15 protein-coding genes are annotated in these 23387 nt (G+C 38.7%); 12 read left to right on the top strand and 3 right to left on the bottom strand.

Features of this window, described 5'->3' with window-relative positions; translation table 11 throughout:
- Window positions 1-145: 145 nt before the first annotated feature.
- The 9 genes from MUN87_RS19930 to MUN87_RS19970 all read left to right on the top strand — a co-directional run bounded on the left by MUN87_RS19930 (window position 146) and on the right by MUN87_RS19970 (window position 15415).
- The gene (locus tag MUN87_RS19930; RefSeq protein ID WP_244743360.1) at window positions 146-1681 is read left to right on the top strand and encodes a DHA2 family efflux MFS transporter permease subunit; all 1536 of its coding nucleotides are present in this window, start codon (window positions 146-148) and stop codon (window positions 1679-1681) included.
- Window positions 1682-2760: 1079 nt separating this feature from the next.
- Window positions 2761-3675: an ABC transporter permease gene (locus MUN87_RS19935; protein ID WP_244748028.1), complete on the top strand. Its 915-nt coding sequence runs from the start codon at window positions 2761-2763 to the stop codon at window positions 3673-3675.
- Complete coding sequence (locus MUN87_RS19940) at window positions 3676-4545, top strand: carbohydrate ABC transporter permease (RefSeq protein ID WP_244743362.1); 870 nt, start codon at window positions 3676-3678, stop codon at window positions 4543-4545. It abuts the gene before it with no gap.
- A 24-nt stretch (window positions 4546-4569) separates the two neighbouring features.
- Window positions 4570-6123 (top strand): extracellular solute-binding protein, encoded by a 1554-nt coding sequence (locus tag MUN87_RS19945; RefSeq protein ID WP_244743364.1) that lies wholly within the window; start codon window positions 4570-4572, stop codon window positions 6121-6123.
- Window positions 6124-6251: 128 nt separating this feature from the next.
- Window positions 6252-7787: an extracellular solute-binding protein gene (locus MUN87_RS19950; RefSeq protein WP_244743366.1), complete on the top strand. Its 1536-nt coding sequence runs from the start codon at window positions 6252-6254 to the stop codon at window positions 7785-7787.
- A gap of 215 nt (window positions 7788-8002) precedes the next feature.
- On the top strand, window positions 8003-10282 hold the full coding sequence (locus MUN87_RS19955; RefSeq protein ID WP_244743368.1) for an AraC family transcriptional regulator: 2280 nt from the start codon (window positions 8003-8005) through the stop codon (window positions 10280-10282).
- Window positions 10283-10290: 8 nt separating this feature from the next.
- Window positions 10291-12351, top strand: a complete 2061-nt coding sequence (locus MUN87_RS19960) for a glycoside hydrolase family 65 (RefSeq protein ID WP_244743370.1) — start codon at window positions 10291-10293, stop codon at window positions 12349-12351.
- A 20-nt stretch (window positions 12352-12371) separates the two neighbouring features.
- A complete protein-coding gene (locus MUN87_RS19965; RefSeq protein ID WP_244743372.1) occupies window positions 12372-14747 on the top strand; it encodes a glycosyl hydrolase family 95 catalytic domain-containing protein in 2376 nt (791 codons plus the stop codon).
- Window positions 14748-14761: 14 nt separating this feature from the next.
- Complete coding sequence (locus MUN87_RS19970) at window positions 14762-15415, top strand: DUF624 domain-containing protein (RefSeq protein ID WP_244743374.1); 654 nt, start codon at window positions 14762-14764, stop codon at window positions 15413-15415.
- Between the two features lie 466 nt (window positions 15416-15881).
- Here the strand turns inward: MUN87_RS19970 and MUN87_RS19975 are convergent, their stop codons facing one another.
- Together MUN87_RS19975 and MUN87_RS19980 are read right to left on the bottom strand one after the other, a co-directional pair.
- Complete coding sequence (locus tag MUN87_RS19975; protein ID WP_244743375.1) at window positions 15882-16475, bottom strand: TetR/AcrR family transcriptional regulator; 594 nt, start codon at window positions 16473-16475, stop codon at window positions 15882-15884.
- Window positions 16476-16619: 144 nt separating this feature from the next.
- On the bottom strand, window positions 16620-17567 hold the full coding sequence (locus MUN87_RS19980; protein WP_244743377.1) for a helix-turn-helix transcriptional regulator: 948 nt from the start codon (window positions 17565-17567) through the stop codon (window positions 16620-16622).
- Between the two features lie 508 nt (window positions 17568-18075).
- Between MUN87_RS19980 and MUN87_RS19985 the strand changes: the two genes are divergently transcribed.
- From MUN87_RS19985 to MUN87_RS19995, 3 genes are all read left to right on the top strand, one after another.
- Entirely contained in the window at window positions 18076-19428 is a 1353-nt protein-coding gene (locus tag MUN87_RS19985) for a glycoside-pentoside-hexuronide (GPH):cation symporter (protein ID WP_244743379.1), read from the top strand.
- A 24-nt stretch (window positions 19429-19452) separates the two neighbouring features.
- Window positions 19453-21429: a glycoside hydrolase family 127 protein gene (locus tag MUN87_RS19990; protein ID WP_244743381.1), complete on the top strand. Its 1977-nt coding sequence runs from the start codon at window positions 19453-19455 to the stop codon at window positions 21427-21429.
- Between the two features lie 85 nt (window positions 21430-21514).
- Window positions 21515-22141, top strand: coding sequence for a spore coat protein (locus tag MUN87_RS19995; protein ID WP_244743383.1), 627 nt, complete (start codon window positions 21515-21517; stop codon window positions 22139-22141).
- A gap of 45 nt (window positions 22142-22186) precedes the next feature.
- Here the strand turns inward: MUN87_RS19995 and MUN87_RS20000 are convergent, their stop codons facing one another.
- Entirely contained in the window at window positions 22187-23383 is a 1197-nt protein-coding gene (locus tag MUN87_RS20000) for an MFS transporter (protein ID WP_244743385.1), read from the bottom strand.
- Between the last annotated feature and the right edge of the window lie 4 nt (window positions 23384-23387).

Genomic DNA, 23387 nt, shown 5'->3' on the forward strand with positions numbered 1-23387 from the left:
TGGTATAATTTAATTTTACCGAATAAACACTAAAATATCAACGTTTTTTAATATGGGAAAAAATATATATTGCAATTATTGAACTATAGGTATAGAATAAGTAAGTACTTCATTTAACTACTATAATGGAAAGAAGGATACACGAATGTCAAACAACCATTCAATAGAAAAAAAACCACCTTATGGCATGATTGCGATTTTGTTTATCGGTGCGTTTGTATCTATTTTAAATGAAACTTTATTAAATGTAGCTTTGCCTTCGATAATGACTGAATTTGAAGTGAATGCTACGTCTGTGCAATGGCTCTCAACAGGTTATATGCTTATCAATGGTATATTAATTCCTGCAAGTGCTTTTTTAATTCAGCGATTTTCTGATAAGAAATTATTTATTACAGCGATGACTCTGTTTACGTTAGGTACTTTTTTAGCAAGTATTGCTCCGGCATTTGGTGTATTATTAGCTGCCAGAATGATTCAAGCATCTGGTTCAGCAATTATGATGCCATTACTTATGAACGTTATGCTAAATGCATTCCCGATTGAAAAACGTGGCGCGGCAATGGGTACTTTTGGTATTGTTATGATTACAGCTCCTGCTATTGGACCCACTTTGTCAGGGTGGATTGTGGAACATTACAGCTGGAGAATGCTGTTCGATATAGTACTTCCGATAGCTGCTTTATCGTTAATTATTTCGATCTTTAAATTGAAAGATATTACAGGTAAGCGCGAAATTAAATTAGATATATTTTCGATTGTTCTTTCAAGTATAGGTTTTGGAGGATTATTATACGGATTCAGCTCTGCTGGTGATGACGGCTGGAGTGACCCGTGGGTGTACGGTACCATTATTGTTGGTGCCATTGGTCTTGTTTCTTTCATTGTCCGTCAGCTCAAATTGGATGTGCCAATGCTTGAATTCCGAATCTATAAATACCCAATGTTCGCATTAGCATCTGCTATTTCAATCGTCATTGCGATGGCGATGTTCTCGGCTATGATCTTGATGCCGATTTATATTCAAACGATTCGTGGTATATCGCCTATGGAATCTGGTTTATTAATGCTCCCGGGTGCATTAATAATGGGGATTATGTCTCCAATCACAGGTCGATTGTTTGATAAATATGGTGCGAAGGTATTAGCGATTATTGGTCTAACGATTACGACTGGAACTACTTTCTTCTTTAGTAATATTAGCATGGACACTGCTTATTCAACTTTGGTTATTCTTTATACCTTTAGAATGTTCGGTATGTCCATGGTTATGATGCCAGTTATGACAAATGGTTTAAATCAGCTGCCAGCTGCGAACTATCCAGATGGTACAGCAATGAATAATACGTTACAGCAAGTGTCTGGTGCGATCGGTTCCGCATTGTTAATTACGATCATGAATAAGCGTACCGAATCAAGTGCAACAGATATTGTTCAGGAAAACATTGCTGCTGGAAACTTAGATCCAAGCCAAGTTACAGGTGGAGCCGAACAAAGTATTCCTCAGGAAATACTAAATCTGGCGATGTTAAACGGAATTAACTTTACCTTCTTTATCTCGACCTTTATTGCGGCAGTTGCGTTGATATTAGCATTCTTTATCAAACGAGTGAAATCAACTTCACAACAAAAAGAAGAGCAACCAGCAGAAACAAAGATCGAGCAAGTAGCAGCAGAATAACACAAAGCGTTCAGCATTCAGATGCTGAACGCTTTTTTTATATCATCAGTCAAGAAAGTATAAAAGTGCAGTCACAGCAGTAATCATATGGAACATAAAGCTGAGTTCCTATAATATGGATTATGTCAACTAGCCATCGCTAGCCAAGCATCCATATTGAGATATTTAATGTGCTAGGATACCGCTCCTGCCAACCACTCCGCGTCCTGCGGGGCACGGCTGAAGCTAACTTTGTGAAGAAGATCGCTTCACAAAGTGGATCTTCAGCGCCTGCATAATCCCGCGGGAGTCTCCGTGGTTGGCCTACGCTAGGATTGGTACTCCACAATGTTTGTAAGAGATAGCATATTGATCACTCATCACTATATATAACAGGAACTGAATAAATAATAACATCATGCCTAGAACCACTGTTTTTAACTGTTCCATAAGTTGTAGCACTTCCCTAAAGCGTAGGAAATAGGCGGAGACTCCTCATGCCTCAGCGCGAGCTGAAGATCCACTTAGTCTGTGCCTGTGTCTTCTAGTATCGCTTCGAGGTAAGCTTCCTCGGCACAAGGCAGCACAGATGTTATTTCAAGTAGTAGCCTAGCTGAAGCCGTGCCCACAGGACGCGGAGCCTATTTCCGGAGCTTTGCAACGCAGATAAAATATTTCAAAATGACCGTTTTGCCATACAGCTTTAGTTGACATAATCCATATTATAGGAAGTTGTTTATTAATGAAGTCAATTAGAACCGGGCGGGTTATGCCCGGTTTTTCTATTAGCGAGAAGTAGATAATTGTAAAAATAATGGTGTAGCTACCGATATACAGTCTAGTCATAATCCGAATTGGGAAGGTGTTAAATCTTACCTGCATCCTTACCGAAATGTTCTCAAATCCCTTGGCGTTCCTTAGAACAAACATTTCTAACATTTAATGAACCAATCCTCCAAATAGCGTGATTATAGGAATTGAATAGTTATTATGTGATTGGTTGATTGCGCTTTCATATTGTCTCGGGGTATGATTTGATCAACCAAACAGAAAGGAGGGAGTGCATGGCAGATCAAGCGATTATTAATAAAAGCAGTAAAATGGATCGAGTCAAACAGAACAGACTGATCAAAAATATTCGCAGGCATTGGATGCTTTATTTAATGATCTTACCCGGAATTATTTTTTATATTGTTTTTAAGTATATTCCGCTTATGGGTAGTGTCATCGCGTTTCAAAATTATCAGATTTTCAACGGAATCTTAGGAAGTCCGTGGGTCGGTTTGGAAAACTTTAAAATGCTTCTGCATTATCAGGATTTTCATGAAGTATTACGAAACACTGCATTAATAGCACTGTATCAGTTAGTATTTCAATTCCCTGCACCAATTATCTTAGCGTTATTATTTAACGAAGTGAGAGTACTGATTGTCAAGAAAACAGTGCAAAGTTTATTTTATTTACCGCATTTTCTTTCTTGGGTGGTCGTTGGCGGTATTGTATTTGAACTGTTGGCCAATCAAGGAATTGTAAATGCTTTTCGCGAAATGTTAGGTTTTGAACCAATTTTGTTTATGCAGGAAGAAGCGTACTTTAGAACAATTGTCATTATTTCTGGTATTTGGAAAGAAATCGGATGGGGTACCATCATTTATCTGGCAGCGATAACGGCAATCAATCCTAGTCTTTATGAAGCGGCTGTCATAGATGGAGCCAATCGTTTTAAGCAAACCATCTATATTACACTCCCTTTAATGTTACCTACCATCGCGGTATTATTTCTATTGAATATTGGGAACTTCCTTGAACTAGGGTTCGATCAAATATTCAACTTGCTGACACCGATGACGTATTCCGTAGGTGATATTATTGAAACATATGTATATCGGGCTGGGGTTCTGCAAGGACAGTACAGTCTGACGACAGCAATTGGGTTATTCCAATCTGTTATTGGATTTGCATTATTATGGATTTTTAACCGTCTTGCGAGAAAATCAGAACAGGGGCTGTGGTAAATGAAACAAACAATAGGAGAACGAATATTTCAGGTGTTTAATTATCTGGTATTGATTGTGTTAGCATCTACCATGATTGCGCCTTTGCTTCACTTATTAGCGGTTTCCTTCAGTTCGCCAATAGCTGCTGATTCTAAAGAAGTATTTTTAATTCCAGTGAATTTTACACTTGCCACATGGGAGCATATTCTGCAAAATGAAGTATTATGGCGTGCCTTTGGTGTTACAGTTTTTATAACAGTAGTCGGTACAATTCTTAGTATGTTATTTACGATTATGACAGCGTTTCCATTATCAAGAAAAGAGTTTTTATTGCGCAGACCAATTATGTTAATTATGGTGCTGACTATGATCTTTAATGCACCAATGATTCCATTCTTTTTAACGGTTAGAGAAGTAGGATTAATGGATTCGATCTGGTCATTAATTATTCCTGGTTTAATCAGTACTTTTAACATGGTCATCGTTCGTACGTTTTTTCTTGGGATACCGAAAGATATTGATGATGCGGCACGTATTGATGGCTGTAATGAGTTTCGCTTGCTATTCCAGATTTATTTACAACTGTCTAAACCAGTATTGGCAACGATCGGTTTGTTTTATGCGGTTGGTTACTGGAATACGTTCAAATCAGCGGTCCTGTTTTTGAGGGATCCGAGTTTATGGCCGTTACAAATGCGTCTGCGTGCGTTCTTTACGTCTGAGGAACAATTAGCAGCGGTTGACTTAATTATGGGAGATTTTGATTTTAATACGACAACATTAAAAGCGGCAACGATTATTTTTGCAACGATTCCGATCGTCATGGTTTATCCGTACTTGCAGAAATATTTTGTGAAAGGTGCAGTATTAGGTTCCATAAAAGAATAAATTTAATTCTGGGGAGGAAACAAGATGCAACGAAATCGTATCTGGATGGGGTTCATGGTGTTATTGGCATTCTTGATGTTATCGTTATTCACTGCTTGTTCAAGTGAGGAACAGGCAGGAGAAACAGATAACCAGTCAGAAGGTGAAAAATCAGAGGAGTCTGGTGATGGAGCGGCAACTGTTACGGTATTCAAAAGTCATATGGGGAAAGGAACAATTCCTGGCAGTGATGATCCTCATGTACAATTTGTAAAAGAAGAAACGGGCGTTGAATATGAGTTATTGACGACACCTCCTGGATCCGAGCCTGCGGAATATATTAATCTAATGATTGCTTCTGAAGATTTCCCTGATATTTTGCGACCAATCGGTGGTGTTGAACAAACATTGATTAATCAGGGTGGGGCACTTGCTCTTGATGAATTATTGCCTGAATATGCGCCGAATGTGTGGGAGCGAATCCCGGAAGAAGCTTGGGATATCGTGAGATCAGCATCTCCCGACGGAAAAATTTATTACGTACCAAAAGTATATTTAATCCCAGAGCGTGCAGCATTATTGCGTAAGGATTGGCTGGATGCGGTAGGCATGGAAATGCCAGAGACTCTAGAAGAATACAAAGAAATGTTAATCGCCTTCCGTGATGAGGATCCGAACGGAAATGGCAAGCAAGATGAACTCCCTACCAGTGGCCGGGAATTCGGTCGATGGATGGATCACTTATTTGCGATGTTCGGTGTTGCAATGTGGGAAGGCTATCCGGAATGGGACATTTACGATGGCGAAATCAATTATGCAGGTACCTCTGAAAATATGAAAGCAGCGATTGCATTTATCCGTGAATTATATGCAGAAAAATTATTGGATAATGAGACCTTTTTAAATAAAGGTGACGTCTGGACTGCGAAGATTAACAATAACTTAGTCGGCAGCTGGTATCACTTACCTGCCAATTTGCGCGAAAGATATGCCGCAATGAAACAAGGTGCAGAAGATGCGTATGTTGTTGGTATGCCGTTACCGGAAGTCGAAGGGTTTGACGGATATATTACACAAAAAAGCATGGGTGAACCAGAGTGGATGATTCCAAAAGCATCAGAGGATAATGCAGCAAATGCGTTAAGACTGCTTGACTTTTTCTATGATCCAGAATATGAAGAATTCATTCAGTACGGTATTGAAGGTGTTCAGCATGAAGTGGTTGATGGTAAAAAAGTGTTGTTGCCGTCCTCTGATGATAAGCCAGTTGCATTAGGGATGAGAAATTTAACAACCGAAGAATCAATGGATATTCGAATCGAGAACGGCTTCCCGGAAGAAGAACAACAAATGGTGAAAGATATTTTTAAAGTAAGTTCAAAAGATGCCAGAAGAATTGCTGGTGATGGTTTGCCAAGTACAGTGTATCAAGGATATCCGGATATCCAGTCTCATAAACTGTTCCAAGAATACTTGACGAAGATTGTGATTGGCGAATGGGAAATTGAAAAATTCGATGAATTCGTGGAAAAGTGGAACCAATCAGGTGGGGAAGAAGTAACGAAAAGAGTCCAGGAATGGTATGAGAAAGTGAAATAATGCTGGATTTAAAGTATTGAAAGCTAGACTAGCGCCAGTGTTCTTAGATCGTATGGCGCTAGTCACTTCATTTTCAGAAAGGATTTATCTCTGTATAAGGATAAACATGCATTCGGGGAGGAAAAAAGATGCAAATTAAACATCAATGGCTGGGATTGCTGGCAATCTTGCTACTGTCGGTATTTACAGCTTGTTCGAATGATAAACAGGCAGGAGAAACAGATGATCCGACAGAGGGAGAGAACTCTGGAGAAGAATCGGCAACTGTTACAGTATTCAAAAGTCATATGGGAAAAGGAACAATCCCGGACAGTGATGATCCGCATGTGCAATATGTCAAAGAAAAAACAGGTGTGGAATACGAGTTAATCACAACACCACCAGGTTCTGAACCAGCTGAATATATTAATCTGATGATTGCGTCTGAAGATTTTCCTGATATATTACGGCCGATTGGAGGTGTTGAACAGACCATTATCAATCAAGGTGGTGCTTTAGCCTTAGATGAATTATTACCGAAATATGCACCGCATGTCTGGGAAAGGATTCCTGAGGAAGCATGGGATATAGTTCGCACTGCTTCTCCTGATGGAAAAATATATTACGTGCCACAAGTTTATTTAGTTCCTTCGCGTGCGGCACTGTTACGACAAGATTGGCTTGAAAAAGTAGGAATGGAAATGCCTCAGACATTGGATGAGTATAAAGAAATGCTAATGGCTTTTAGAGATCAGGATCCGAATAGAAATGGCAAACAAGATGAACTTCCTACCACAGGAAGAGAGTTTGGGAGATGGATGGACCATTTGTTTGCGATGTTCGGTGTTGCGATGTGGGAGGGGTATCCGGAATGGGATATTTACAATGGTGACATCAATTACGCTGGTACCTCTGAAAATATGAAAGCAGCGATTGCATTTATTCGTGAACTATATGAAGAAGGACTGTTAGATAATGAAACATTCCTTAATAAAGGTGACGTCTGGCAAGCGAAAGTTAATAATAATTTAGTAGGCAGCTGGTATCATCTGCCGGCAAATCTACGTGATAAGCTCGCTGCAATGAGAGAAGAAGCACCGGAAGCTTATGTGAGCGGAATGCCATTACCTGAAGTGGATGGCTTTGATGGATTCATCACCCAGAAGAGCATGGGACTTCCGGAGTGGTTAATTCCTAAAGCATCGGAAGATAATGCTGCCAATGCATTAAAGTTGCTTGATTTCTTCTATGACCCTGCGAATGCCGATTTTATCCAATATGGTATAGAAGGTGCACAACATGAAGTCGTTGACGGTGAAAAAGTATTACTTCCAGCAACCGATGAGACGCCATTGCCATTAGGGATGTTAAATTTTCAAACGGAAGAATCGATGGATCTCCGTATTGATAATTCATTCCCAGAAGAAGACCAGCAAATGATTAAGGATATTTTTGACGTCGCTACAGCTGATGCTAGAAGAATTGCTGGCGATGGTCTGCCAAGTACAGTTTATCAAGGCTATCCAGATATCCAGTCACATAAACTGTTCCAGGAATATTTAACGAAGATAGTTATCGGTGAGTGGCCACTTGATAAATTCGATGAGTTCGTTGAAAACTGGAAGCAATCAGGAGGAGAAGAAGTTACCAAACGCGTGCAAGAATGGTATGATAAAGTGGAATAATAATAGAATATGAAAAAAGTAGTGTCAGACTAGCGCCAGCATTCTCCAGGATGGCGTTAGTCACTCTGCTTTTCTAATATCATTAATGTTAGCTGATGACCAAACATAATATACAAGTGAGACTTCAATCAGTCAGTGGGGGGGACAGACGGTTAGCGTCGTGATAACAATCATGATTGAAATAAGAAGATCGTAATAGGAAAGCAGGTGTGCAGATGTCTAAGCTATTACCAATCCGATTCAAGCAAATGCTTCGAAAAAATTTATCCGATACCCAGACAAGACTGCTTTTAATACTTATGATACCCGTATTGTTTATTATACTTACTGTTGGCTTTTCTTCTTATTATACGTCTAAAGAAATACTGCAACAGGAAATAAATGAACCACAATCACAAATCCTGCAAATGAATATGCATTATATTGATGAATATATAGAGGAGTCAGATAAAATTGCAGTAAAACTGGCACTGGATAATAACATATTTCGATTTATTACGAATCCAACTACCTTTTCCTATCCAAACATTAAAGAAATTTACGATAAATTGACAACGATTACACAAAACGCTTCCTATGTACAGAGCATTTATATTTATAATACAAATAAAGATAGTTTTGTTGCGATTCCACAAGGATATAGTTCGAGCAGTGCAACATTTAATGATGCGGGATGGACAGACGTGGTAAAAGAGCTGCAAGATCAGCCAATGGTAGTAAAGTATCGTGATTTGCCAGATGGTGCCCGCTATAAAGGTTCAAATATTACATTGTTTCGAAAAATTAGCATCAAAGGGGAAGTGCAAGGGGTTGTCGCGATTAATTTAAATGAATCGGAATTATTTGCAAAGCTTAAATCATCGACGGATCCCAATTCGAACAGTATGCAGTATATTTTAGACCCTAACAACACGATTCTCTATAAGACTAGTAATCGTAATTTTGATGCAGAAACAATTGATTTTATTAATCATGAAGTCAGAGAGGGCAATCTGACGAATATCAGATATAATGACAAGGTTTTGCTGGCGAATCAAACAGAATCAGAATTTACCGGATGGAAATATGTATCTGTGGTATCACAGGAAAGTATATTAGCGAAATCGAAAACAATTCGTGACGTGGTTTTTGTTGTTTCCCTTATTGCATTAATAATTGGTGCTATTGCTATTTTCTTTATTCATTCGATTGAATTAAAGCCAATTCGAAGGTTAAAAAAATTGTTCGAAGTAGAATCGGATCAGCCCTATCAGCGGGACTTGCTGCATCTTGAGCATATTATCGATGATTTAGTAAGCGATCATGCTCAATTAGAAAGTCTGATTCGAAAAATGAAGCAAGAAGCGAAATCAAAATTTATCTACGACATATACATTGGGAAAGTAATGGCTGCATCCGAACTGAGAGAAAAATGGCAAACGTATTTTTCTGATTGGAAGAAAGACAATCTTCAAGTGCTAATGGTTTCAATTGACCATTATCCAGACTGGAAGGAAAACGTCACAAGTAATTATCGATCTGTAGTCAAAGCAGGGATGGTAAATATCTTGACGGAAGTATTAGGTTCTCACTATGAAGTGGAAGCAGTAGACATTGGCAAGGAAAAGCTGATCATTCTATTGCAGCATAAAGAAGGGAAAATTCATTTAGAAAACCACTTAAAGATAGCGCTTACCAATATTGAGAATATATTAGGATATTCGGTTTCAGTTGGGATGCATGATGGAAAAGTACCCGTTCAAGAGATCAAGACAGCGTTGAATCTAGCAGAACTGGCATTACAGTATCGTTTGTTTGATGGGTATAGCACCATTAATCGTGTATCTGAAACCGAGACAGCAGAAGACAAAGCAGACATTGCCGAAATGGATCGACTGGTCAAAGCAATTTCAATGGAAGAGCCAGTCCAATCAATTGAAAATGTGACACGCTTCTTCGATATTCTGGCAAAACGCACGATTAGTCCCGATCTTTCTTTTTATTTCATCGAACAAATTCGAAAAGAAATATTTACCCGCAATAAAGAGATGGCATCGTCTGATTTCGTAACGTTAGAGGATATTCGAACGATGCACGTCGAAGATATAGCAAAAGTATTTAAAGGCAGAATTTCAGAGAAAATTGAAAACATTCAAAAACTTCACCATTCCAAAAGGTATATCAAGTGCCGCAAGATGATTCAATATATGTCAATGCACCTCAGTGAACCGATTGGTATTCCGGAAATTGCAGAATCAGTTGGAATAAGTGTCAGTCTTGCCAGTCAATGGTTTAAAGAAGAGATGAATGATACAATTTACGGTTATTTTACGAGGTTGAAAATGGAACGAGCGCAGGAATTGCTGACGAGAAGCAATATGAAAATAGCAGATATTGCCTTAGAAGTTGGTTACCAGCATGAGAATAGCTTTATCCGCAAGTTCCGTGAATATAAAGAAATGACTCCAGGGAAATACAGAAGATTAAATGCGATGGTAGACGATAACGAGCAATAGAGGAGGATATGAACTTGGATAGAAAACGTATTGTACAGAAGCATAATCCGAAAATAAGAGGTGTCGAGTGGTTATCTCCATTGTCCATTGGGAATAGTGAATTAGGTTTTAGTGTCGATTTTACTGGATTGCAATCATTTCCCGGGCTATATGATACACCATTAGGAACACAATCCAATTGGGGATGGCATTCTACTGGTGGAAAACAGCGATTTACGGTCGCGGATATGGAGTATCAGGAATTTGATCATTACGGACATAAAGTACCATACCCGATGAAACCGGAGAAACATGCGGAAGCCTACCACTGGCATCGTCAAAATCCGCATCGTATCCAATTAGGACAACTAGGGTTTGAATTTTTGGATGATCAGGACCAGCCTATTGCTGCTAAGGACATTCATAATATTAATCAGGAACTGGATTTGTGGTCTGGTATCATTACGAGTTCATATGTTATTCACGATCACCGAGTGGAGGTGAAAACGATTTGTGCTTCACATACAGATACGATTGGTGTGCAGATTACTTCAACTTTGCTTTCAGAAGGAAAAGTTAAAGTAAAGCTAGCATTCCCTTCGCCTGATGTAGTGGATAATAATTGGTCAAAAGCAACGAAGCTGACGTGGGATAACCCTGACCGTCATCAAACAGAAGAGCTGCTTCATTCAAAGGATCGAGTAGTGTTACAACGAGTAATGGATGATGAAGACTATTTTGTCCATTGGCAGAAGAATGGAGGGGATTGTGAGCGAGTTGAACCACATCTCTTTCAGGTTACACCTCCACGATCGCAAGAGACTTATAGTTTTGCGGTTACCTTTCATTCGAAAGAAACTGCTGAGATGCTAAGCTTTGATGAGATTGCGGAACAATCGGCTGGCTATTGGGCTGATTTCTGGGAATCGGGTGCATTTGTTTCCTTTGAAGGCAGCTCGGATCAACGTGCCATGGAATTAGAGCGCAGGGTAATCCTTTCACAATATTTAACTGCCATCCATAGCAGCGGTTCTATACCCCCACAGGAAACAGGCTTAATGTATAACAGCTGGTTTGGAAAAGCGCATTTAGAAATGCACTGGTGGCATGCCGCTCATTTTCCGCTTTGGGGCAGAGCAGAACGATTAGACAGAAGTTTATCCTGGTATCAACATATTTTGCCGATTGCTAAAGACATTGCTTCACAGCAAGGTTATTTGGGGGCGAGATGGCCAAAAATGGTGGGGGTAGATGGAAAGCAAAGTCCTTCGCCAGTAGCACCAGGATTGATTTGGCAGCAGCCTCATCCAATTATGCTGGCAGAATTGCTCTATCGTGCTGATCGTGATCCGGCGATACTTGAAAAATACAAGGAAATTGTTTTTCAGACTGCAACATTTATGGCTGATTTCGCGGTATGGGATAGCGAGCAAGCATGCTATGTACTAGGACCACCACTAATTCCCGCGCAGGAATGTCATCGGATGGAGGATTCTATTAATCCACCTTATGAAGTGGAATATTGGAAATACGGATTGGAAACCGCGCTGGCCTGGGCGAATCGACTGGGCGTCACGGTAGAGGAGAAATGGCTGGAGGTTGCCAACCATTTGCAAAAGCCAAGAGAACTTGATGGTATCTACTTAGCCCATCAGGATTGTGAAGATACCTTCACTGAGAAAAATCATGATCATCCATCAATGGTAGCCGCCTACGGTATTCTGCCGGGAACGATGATTAACAAAGAATGGATGCGTAATACTTTAATGAAAGTTAAAGAAGAATGGCAATGGGAAACAGCATGGGGATGGGATTTTCCGATGTGTGCGATGACCGCAGCAAGATTAGGGGAAAGCGAGCTTGCTGTAGACTTTCTGTTATTAGATGCGATCAAAAATACCCATTTGACAAATGGTCATAATTATCAACGCAAAGGTCTGACAGCTTACCTGCCGGGAAATGGTGGCTTGCTTATCGCAATAGCTATGATGGTAGCTGGTTGGGATGGCGCCGGGAATAAAGATTATCCAGGTTTTCCTGATAATGGTCAGTGGAAAGTCGAAGCGGAAGGATTTCTTCCATATATTTAACGGAGATAGGAGGTACTGCTTTGTTTGAAGAAATTGCGGATCGACACAAATTGATTCTCGATTATCCAGCTTCATGGTGGCGCAATAAATGGCGAGAAGCACTGCCCGCCGGTAATGGTGAGATTGGAGCGGCAGTATATGGTGCAATTCATACTGAAACCATTTTATTAAATCATAGCAGGCTTTGGCATTTGGGTGAGAAAGGAAAACTTCCGGATCTAAGCCATACGTTGGAAGAAACACGCGCCATGATGGATAAAGAGGCTTTTGAAGAAGCTAACTGGCATCTGACGAACGAATTGAAGCAAACAGGCTATCATTCAACGTTACAAAGTCCCCTGCCATTGATCGATCTGACCGTCAAAATGGATAATGAACAGGGGTTTACGCAATACAGACGAGGACTGAATATGACAACTGGTGAAATTGCAGTGACATGGAAAGAAGAAAGTACGACATATGTAAGAGAGTTATTTGTTTCACATGCAGAGGATGTTGTAGTTTATCGAATAACCGCCGATCGGTCAAACGCTGTAAATGCAGAAATAGGCTTTTCTTTGCATCCTACTGATTCTGTGCATCTGAAAGATAGATACGACGAAGTTTCCGCTTCTGCTGTGATTGAATCAAAGGAACCGTTTATCTATTTTAAAGCAACCAATGATAAAGGAAATACGTATGGAGCAGTTGCTTTTGTCCAAACGAAACAAGGAACGAGCAACAGTCATGGTCAAAGCATAACCTGTCAGAATGCGGATGAGGTTGTCGTGCTGATTAAAGTGTTTGCAGATACAGATAACTATTTGGAACAGTGGCATGACCTCGGTGAACAGTTAATCACAGGACAGCATCTGTATGACGCATTATTGCAGGAACATTTAGCAGTTTATCAGCCGTTGTTTTTTTCCTCTGATTTTACACTAAGCACGCAAAACACCCATGAGTCAAATGAAGCATTGCTATTACAAGCTTATCAACAGGAAGCGCCACAGAAGCTTTATGAAAAACTGTGGGCCTATGGCCGTTATTTATTTATATCTGGTACGAGTGAAAGTGGTCAGCCATTCTCGATGTATGGTCTCTGGCATGGTGATTATCGCTTAATGTGGAGTCATCGAATGGCGAATGAAAATATTCAGATGATGTATTGGCATGTTAATGTTGGTGGGTTAACTGGATATAACCAAGCGCTTGCCGATTACTATCTGCGTTTGATCGATGACTTTCGTGATAATGCGAAAAAATTGTATGGCTGTCGAGGTATTTATATCCCTGCAGGCACGACACCTGATATTGGGACTCCAAACCAGATTTTACCAGTCATTATGAACTGGACAGCAGGAGCTGGCTGGTTAGCGCAGCATTTTTACCAATACTATCAGTTCAGTGGTGATGAGGTCTTTTTTAAGGATAAAGCATTACCATTTATGAAAGAAGTAGCGCTATTTTATCAAGATTTTCTGGTTGTAGAAGATGGTTATTATCGCTATTATCCTTCTGTTTCACCGGAGAATACACCTGCTAATTTTATGCCGGATACGAGTGAGCCAGTAGCTCACCCTATGCCGACTGCGATGAATGCAACGATGGACTTTGCTGTGCTGAAAGAATTGTTAACAAATTTAGTGACGGCGTGTCAGGAGATGGATGTCTACCGAGATGAGTTACCGATTTGGAAGGAAATGTTGGAAAGAATACCTCCTTATCTATTTACTGAAACGGGAGCCATTCGTGAATGGATGGATGACAGATTTGAAGAAAACGAACAGCATCGTCATCTTTCCCATCTGTATCCTATTTTTCCGGGATATGAACAGGGAACGGACTTATTTCAAGCCGGTCGCCAAGCAGTACAAAATCGTAAGCTGGGAGCGCAGACAGGCTGGTCGTTTGCTCATATGGCTTGTATATATGCAAGGCTTGAGGAGTCAGAACATGCTTTGAAAAGCCTGGAGCATTTGATGCGCTCTTGTTTGTTGCCTAATTTATATACGCTTCATAATGATTGGCGTGAAATGGGACTGACAATGGATATAAATACTGCACCGGTTCAAATGGATGCGAATCTCGGCGTTGTTAACGCGATACAAGAAATGTTACTATTTGTTTCTCAACATACAATTAAGCTATTACCCGCATTGCCAGTGACATGGGAATGCGGAAAAGTGACAGATTTTCATTTCTGTACAGGTACATGCAGTTTTCAGTGGAATCAAAGGGAACGTCATTTCTCTGTTTCCATCACCGCTACGAGACCAACAGATATCCAGGTGGTTATGCCTGATTTTGCAGATCGTTTTGAGTGGACGGATGGAGCTACCATTACTGCTAGTGGTCAACAGATGCTCCATGTGAATTTATCACAAGGACAAACGATTCATATTTTTTCGAGATAAGTGAGGGGATGTTTATGCAACCGGCAGGTTTGATGGGCCGTTTTTATGTGATGGCAGAATGGATTGCCCGGTTTGCCTTTTCTAATTTGATCTGGCTGGCACTCAATATTCCGATATTGTTTCTGTTCGTCAATTTATTGTTAGCAGAAAAAATGGAAGTAATCGTAACGCTTATTGTTTTGCTGTTATTAAGTATGCCTTATCTTTTCATTCCTTCAACGACTGCGTTAAGTACTGTTGTAAAAGGATTTCTTGCAAAGGAAGAGTTTCATCTTGTGAAGGATTTTATCTGGGCATACAGACAGAATTATAAAAAAAGTATGAGAATAGGCTGGATGTTGGCTGTGGCTTTAGGTATTTTACTTGTTGATTTCTGGTATGCTGCCGCTTATCAGCATCAGATGCTAAGCAGTATTTTTCTTTTGATCGCCTTTATCGGTTTTATTTATACGTTGTATGTTTGTGTACTCGTTCCAACCTTTGATGCGAAGATTTTCACTGCTGCTGCACGCATTATGACAGCTCATCCGATTTTATCGCTTTCGATTGGAATCATCAGCTTTGTGTATGTGTACGTCATTTTTCAATGGTTACCGGTTTTGTTATTGTTTTTTTGTACATCTCCTATTATTTTTTTAGTGCTTTTAGTGGTCATGAAGCATGAGTAGTACGAAGCTGATTTATAATACGGATTAGAAACAGACTGGAACGTTTTTGTTCTGAGGTGAAAAAGTAAAACAGTGCAGTCACTGCAGTAATTATATTGAATATGAAGCTGAGTTCCTAAATGTGGATTGTCAAAGGGTGCATTGAAGATGGTTATTTTGGTGTATTTTATCTTTTAAACTAATATACGGAAATGTGATTCGCGTCCTGTGGGGACGGCTTTAGCCGTGCCCCGCAGGACGCGAAGTGGTATCCCTGCACATGAAACATTTCAAAACACCACTAAGCTGCTAGCATTACATAATCGTATCATAAGTAATTTTTTTACATTTGATCACGGTGCTAACCGTCTGTAAGACTCCCATTTCACGCTTCGAGTATCACAAAAAAGCTAAGTGGGAGCTAACAGCCGCTAACACCCTGATAAGTTTCGCTGATGATCAGTGGGGGTCAAAAACTCCCACTTTATTACTTATATAAAAACGTGGTATGTATATGATCTAAGAATTCGTCTGATGACAGGCCGCGTACTTCACGTTGAAATAAGTAGGAATCACTTGAAAAAGCTAATAATACCATATCCGCTCTAAATGTACTGTTATCAACTCTAAATTCCGATTGATTCATCTCATCAAAGAGTCCGACCATTACTTGGTGTAATTCGTTATACAATGGACTTGTGATGATATGACGGTTACTTGTGCTCGATTTCTCGACACCTTTTAGTAAGGAAGCTTTGCTTTCTTTAAAACGGATAAATAATGGAAGTACTCCTTTAAATCGATAGCTGGCCAATTCATGCTGGTGTGATGCTAAATACAGATGAACTTCTTCCAAAAAACCACAAAAATTGTCTTTAATTAGATCAAGACACACTTCACCTTTATTATTATATCTACGATAGAGTGTACCGGCGCCAATTCCGGCTTCTTTAGCAATTTGATTCATGCTTACTTTTTCTATATTATGTTGGGAAAAAAGGCGATAGGCTACTTCTAAGATTCGATGACGATTCTCAGCAGCATCTCGTCGTTCCTTTCTGTAGTTGTCATTGCTAATCATTTGATCACCTCTAAAATACAATACATTGTCGTCTAATAATTGTGATAGACGTATCCATTAATTGTAATGGAGAATTCCTAAACCTTCAATTTACAACTAATCCTAAGAAAAGATAAATGAGTTTTTGGCTTTTTATTTCTTCCTTTATTCAAAGTTTAAATGGTCAGGAACAGGAATGTCGGGATCTACAGAAAGAGTGTTTATATAAGTATTCGTATAGGCATCTCGAAATTGGCTTGGTGTCATTCCTTCGTAATTCTTAAATAATTTCATAAAGTACTTATCTTCCTTGAAGTTTAATTGATAGGATATCTCCTTAATTGTCTTATTAGTTGTACATAGTAATTCTTTCGCTTTGTTCAGTTTTATCGTATTGATATATTTGATCGTACTCATGCCGATATTCTTTTTAAAAACCCTTGTTAAATGATCTGCATTCATTGAAAAAGTATCAGCAACATCTTTTACATGTATATCCTCGTAGATATTTACACGAATCCACTCGAGGATTTGGTTAAATTTATGTGTGTTTTCATACTGATCTGTATACGATTGCAAAAAACGTTTACTGAATTGTTCGGTAAGTTCAATAAGCATTTCAGTTACGAGATAATCTACTGCATAGGTACTGTAATAAGAATTATTAGCTATATCTAATATTTGATTCATTAATATAAATGGCTTATTTGTATATTTTAACGAAAAAAAATCAGGAAGAAACGATGCATTATTAATGGACTCTCTATGATGATCGATAAGAGACCCTATTAGGTGATTAATAAACTTGTCTGTTGGATACCTGTCTGTCTCTGATCGTGGAAAAAAATGCAACCAGAAAAAACTAGCCTCATTTTCAGAAGGATGATAGCCAAAATATTGTAATCCAGGTGGTATCAGTAATACGTCACCGTGCTGTAATTCAAATTGTTTATCTTCTATTTGAATAAATATAGATTTATGAACTCCGATGATAATTTCAAAATCTTTAGTTAGTTTCATTTCCTTATGTTTCCAGCCATGATTACTAACAAATTGGCCTGATTTGAAATAGGCAACAGGCCTTTCAATGTTAATTTTCCAGAGCATATCCATGTAAACATAACCTCCAAACTGAAAAAAGTAGTTTTGATCACGGTGCTAACCGTCTGTAAGATTCCCACTTCAAGCTACGAGTACTACGACGAAGCTAAGTGGGAGTAGATAGACGCTAACGCCCTGATAATTTCTGCTAATGATCAGTGGGGGCAAAAACCCCCACTGATCAAAGTCTAACTTTATTAACCATAAGTCGTTTTTTTCCACCATGTGATAGCCTGATTTGATAGTATACTAATATATATTGATTAATCAAGTATAATACTTTGGCAATAGACTGGTTAATAAAATAGGATTTAACTTTATCTAAAACTAAATTCAGCTCAATTATCGGAAAAAGCCACCAAAACTACAAAAATGACTGTTTTCATCACGAAGAACAGCGCTTACAATATGTATATCAAGTTAACGAATCGTTAGCTTCATAATACGTATTATGTCTAAGTTAGTTTTTTGAATCAAAAGAAAACGTTTTCTGACATCATGAAAATTGGAGGCTTACATCATGGAAAATAAAAACATGCTGTCGGATAAAGTACCTTTTCATCGACGGATCAGTTACTCATTGACGGACACAGGAGGGAATCTTCTTTATTGTATTATTACAGGTTATTTACTATATTTTTATACCGATGTTTTTGGTTTATCGGTTGGAGTTGCAGGAACCTTGCTATTGTTAACTCGCCTTATAGATGCAATTGATGCACCAATATGGGGGTTTATCATTGATCATACGAAGTCTAAATACGGTCAAAGCAGACCTTATTTCTTATGGTTATGTGTTCCATTTGCTTTTTTTACAGTATTAACGTTTACAACTCCTGACCTTGATGGAACATGGAAAATTGTTTATGCTGCAGCAACATATATTTTGGCAGGTATTTGTTACACCGGTATTTCTACGCCTATCACAGCAATTCTTCCTAACCTGTCAAGAGATCCGAATGAACGTGTTATATTAAATTCTTTTCGTATGGTTGGTGGCAATATAGGGAATTTTGCAGCAGTAACATTTACTCTGCCTCTAGTTGCATATTTTGGAGGAGGAAATGAACAAAAGGGTTTCACAATTACTGTGGCTCTAGCTGCTGTGATTGCAATTATAATGTTTCTTATTGCCTTCTCGGATTTAAGAGAAATAAATACCACCAAAATAAAGAAATTGCCAATGAAACAAAGTATCAAGGCAGTAAAAGGAAATTGGCCATGGGTACTAGTTGTGGCAGCTAATTTGATTTTTTGGATAGCGCTAACAGTACGTACCTCTACGCTTGTATACTATTTTGAATATAATATTGGCGATAAAGGACTCGTTCCATTGATTAATGGTATTTCTGTTATTCAAGTATTAGGTATGATGGTCATTCCGTTTATAGTGAAGTTTAGTAACAAATATACAACAACTATCCTTGGTTTTGCACTAGCAGCAATAGGTCAAGTTATCATGTTTACTGGTGGAGAAGTATTGAGCATTATTATTATAGGTTGGATTATAGGTAATATTGGTTCAGGTATTGCTTGCTCTATGCCATTTGCGATGCTGTCAGACACAGTAGATTATGGAGAATGGAAAACCGGTCTTCGTGCAAGCGGATTTCTAACAGCAATTGGAAGTGCCTTTTGTATAAAAGCGGGTTCAGGGTTGGGCGGCTTTATTCCTTCCCTTATCCTGAATGCGGTAGGTTATGTCCCGAATGAAGTACAAACAGAAGCTTCATTATTAGGTATTCAGTTTATTTTTATTTGGTTGCCCGCTATTATTTTTGCACTAGGAGTTATTCCAATGATATTCTACCGCCCTTATGAAAAACAAGAAGACAAAATAAGACAGTATTTAACCGCTAATCAGACAAGCTAACAGAAAAAAGAGAGGATGTTTATTTTGACGGAGCAACATGTGTCTCAACATAGTGTAAACATAACAGATAAATTTTGGTCTCATTATATAGAAACGGTTAGAACAGAAATGATACCTTATCAATGGAAAGTACTTAATGATCAAGCAGACATTACTATTGAAAAAGAGCGAAATGACGAAACGATACCATCTGAAAAAAGTCACGCAATTGAAAATTTTAAAATTGCAGCAGGACTGGAAGAAGGCAACCATTATGGATGGGTGTTTCAAGACAGTGATGTGTACAAATGGCTGGAAGCAGTTGCGTATTCTTTACAATATAAATATGATGAGAAATTAAAAGAGCTGGCTGACAGTGTTATCGATTTATTAGAACGTGCACAAGAAAAAGACGGCTATTTAAATACCTATTTCTCCATAGAGGAACCAGAAAGAAGATTTAAGATGTTAGCGGAGAGTCATGAATTATATTGTGCAGGTCACTATATTGAAGCTGCTATTGCCTACTACAAGGCAACAAACAATGAGAAAGCATTACGTATCGCGTGTCGTTTAGCATACTGTATTGATAATCATTTTGGTTATGAAGAAGGCAAAATAAAAGGCTACGATGGCCATGAAGAAATTGAAATTGCCTTAGCAAAATTATATGAGGTAACAGGGGAAGAGAACTATTTGCAACTAAGTCAGTTCTTTCTGTATGAACGTGGTCAAGATACTACTTTTTTTGCCAAACAAAAAGAGGAAGACAACAGCGAAAGACCAGTTATTGAAGGAATGAGTAAGTTTCCGCTGAGCTATTATCAAGCGCATAAGCCAATCTTAGAACAAGATACGGCAGAAGGACATGCGGTAAGGCTTGTTTATATGTGTACGGCGATGGCAGATCTAGCTCATTTAAGTAATGATGATGAAATGTTAACAGCTTGCAGAAGACTCTGGAATAACATCGTAGAAAAAAGAATGTATATTACAGGTGGCATTGGCTCAACAGTCAATGGGGAAGCTTTTACAGCTGATTATGATTTGCCTAATGATACGATGTATTGTGAAACATGTGCGTCAGTAGGACTTATCTTTTTTGCATATAATATGTTAAAAAATGAAGCAAATGGGCGATATGCAGATACATTAGAACGAGCACTTTACAATTCTGTAATAAGTGGTATGGCATTAGATGGCAAACATTTCTTTTATGTAAATCCGTTAGAAGTAAAACCGGAATACAGCGAAAAAGATCCTGGCAAGAGCCATGTCAAAGTGACACGTCCGGAATGGTTTGGCTGTGCTTGTTGTCCACCGAACCTGGCAAGATTATTAACGTCGTTGAATAAATACATTTATACTATTCATGACGATGTGATATACACTAATTTATATATAACGAATAATACAACCTTTGAAATAAATCAAAACCCGATAAAAATAGATCAAAAAACTAATTATCCATGGGATGGAATGAATATATTTACAATTGATACAATTAAGGAAACTGAATTTGGTTTAGCCTTAAGAATCCCATACTGGTCGAAGACAAGCAATATTTATGTGAATGGACAAAAATGGGAAGGTAACTTGGAAAACGGGTATGTCATCCTGCATAGAAGCTGGAAGAACGGAGATGAAGTCACGGTTGAATTAGATATGACCATTCAGAAGTGGACAGCGAATCCAAAAGTGAGGTCTAATCAGCATAAGGTAGCCATTCAAAGAGGTCCTATCATTTATTGTGCGGAAGAAGTCGATAATGGCAAAGACTTACATTTGTTGAGGATCCCCAAGGACAGTAATTTCGATTATCATTTTGCTCCTGAGGTATTGGGAGGAGTTGGGGTAATAAAAGTAAACGGTCTGAGAAAGGCATACTCCAGTGATTGGGATCATCAATTATATCGAATAGATGAACAAGAAACATTTGAATCAGATTTAATTACACTTGTTCCATACTTTTGTTGGGCAAATCGGACACCAGGTGAGATGTTAGTCTGGCTGTCAAAATAATGAGAAAAGATAGATGAAATTGTAGCACATAATTATTACCTCCGAGGAGAATCTAAATATGACTTTTCCAAAGGAGGGCTACAATATGCAAAATCAAAATCAAACGCAAAATGGAATGCAAATGCCACAAGACTTGATGAATCAAACAGCTACTCATAATCATGGTGCACATGAGTTATTTGATGCACATGAAGTGATTGGTTGTCTGATTGGTGCAATTGAACAGTATCAATTATATGATCAAAATATTCAATGCCAAGAGCTAAAGGGTATTCTTCAGCGTCAGACATCGTTTATGTTGCAAATGTATAATACGATTGTGGATACCTTTCAATCTGGACAGGATCCGCAAGTACCAACACAGCAATACAAGATGCAACAAAGTAACGAGGTTACTTATGGGGTGAAGGCAGGTCAACCGAAACAGCCGAAAATGGCAGTCAATCAATTAACAGATGAATGCTATTCTTCGTTTATGTTAGGACAAATTAAAGCAGCATCCTCTGGATTTACGACTGCAGCTGCTGAAATGAACCATCCGGTATTGCGAAGAATACTGGCAGACAGTATTCCGAACCTGATCGAGATGAGCTATGAGTTATTCTTGTACCAAAACAAAAATGGCTATTACCAGATTCCACAGTTAAAAGAGCAAGATATGAATATTATGGTGCAAGCGTATGCGAAAGCACCACAGCAAAACATGCACTAAACAGAATTAAAAAAGAGGGTTACTCATTGAGTATCCCTCTTTCCTTTAAGTTAAGCTAGCATTGGATAGGGATTTTTTATCTTTTTTACCATGCATCACAAAATAAAGCGGCAGAGTAAGGAGGACAAGTATTCCCAAAATAATGTACAAGTATTGGTAACCAGTAAACGGGATGATAATGCCCAGTAAGTAAGGACCGAAACCCAAGCCGGCATCCAGCGCTATAAAATACGTAGAAGTTGCTAAGCCAATCTGTTGAGGAGTCGTGGATTTGACCGCAATTGCCTGTGTAACAGATTGCATATTACCAAATCCTAAGCCAATCAATACTCCTGAGAATAATAGCATAAAACTGTTTTGTGCTGTACTTAACAACAACAAGCCAATGCCGAACAGGAGAAATGCAGGATACATGACGGCATTTGCCCCTTTTTCATCCATTAAACGTCCAGTGAAAGGACGAGAGACCAAAATAGCTACCGCATAAAATACGAAAAACAGACTGGCTGCATTGACCAAGTCAATTTCGATTGCATAAAAATTAATAAACGAAAGAATACTGGCATAACAAAAGGAAACAATCAGGACAATCGCTGCGATCGGTAATGCTTTTATTTCAATTAATTGCGATAAAGATAATTTCTTCGTTTCTTTCGTTGTTGTTTCTTTTTTGACTTCCGGAATATGAAGGAATAGCGAAAGCAAAAAGCTAATAATTCCTAATACGAGACAGAAACGGAATATCATTTGAAAACTGGTATGATGACTCATATATAAACCGATAAACGGACCAATTGCCGTAGCGAGCGTGATACTCATACTGTAGTAACTGATTCCTTCGCCTTTTCGTTTGGAAGGAATGACTTCTGCCACAATGGTACCTGTTGCAGTACTTGCCATACCTAATGCGATCCCATGCAAAAAGCGTGTTACCAGCAGGAAGACAATCCCTAATTGTACAAAATAAAATGCGGAAGTGATAATAAAAAATAGTAATCCACCATAGAGCATCTTTTTATTTCCCACGGTAGAAATCATCCGGCCAATAAAGAGACGCCCGATGAGGGTACCAACAATGAATATGCCAGTGACAAGGCCTGCCTGACTTTCGCTGACGCCAAAAGCATCGACAGCATATACCGTCATGGTTACTAGTAATAAATAAAACACCAAATATAAGAAAAAATTGGCACTGGATACAAATAAAAAATCTTTCGTCCAAAGCTTTTCTTGCTGCTTCATGAAA

This window comes from Gracilibacillus salinarum (assembly GCF_022919575.1).
In the GTDB taxonomy this organism is placed as follows: domain Bacteria; phylum Bacillota; class Bacilli; order Bacillales; family Amphibacillaceae; genus Gracilibacillus; species Gracilibacillus salinarum.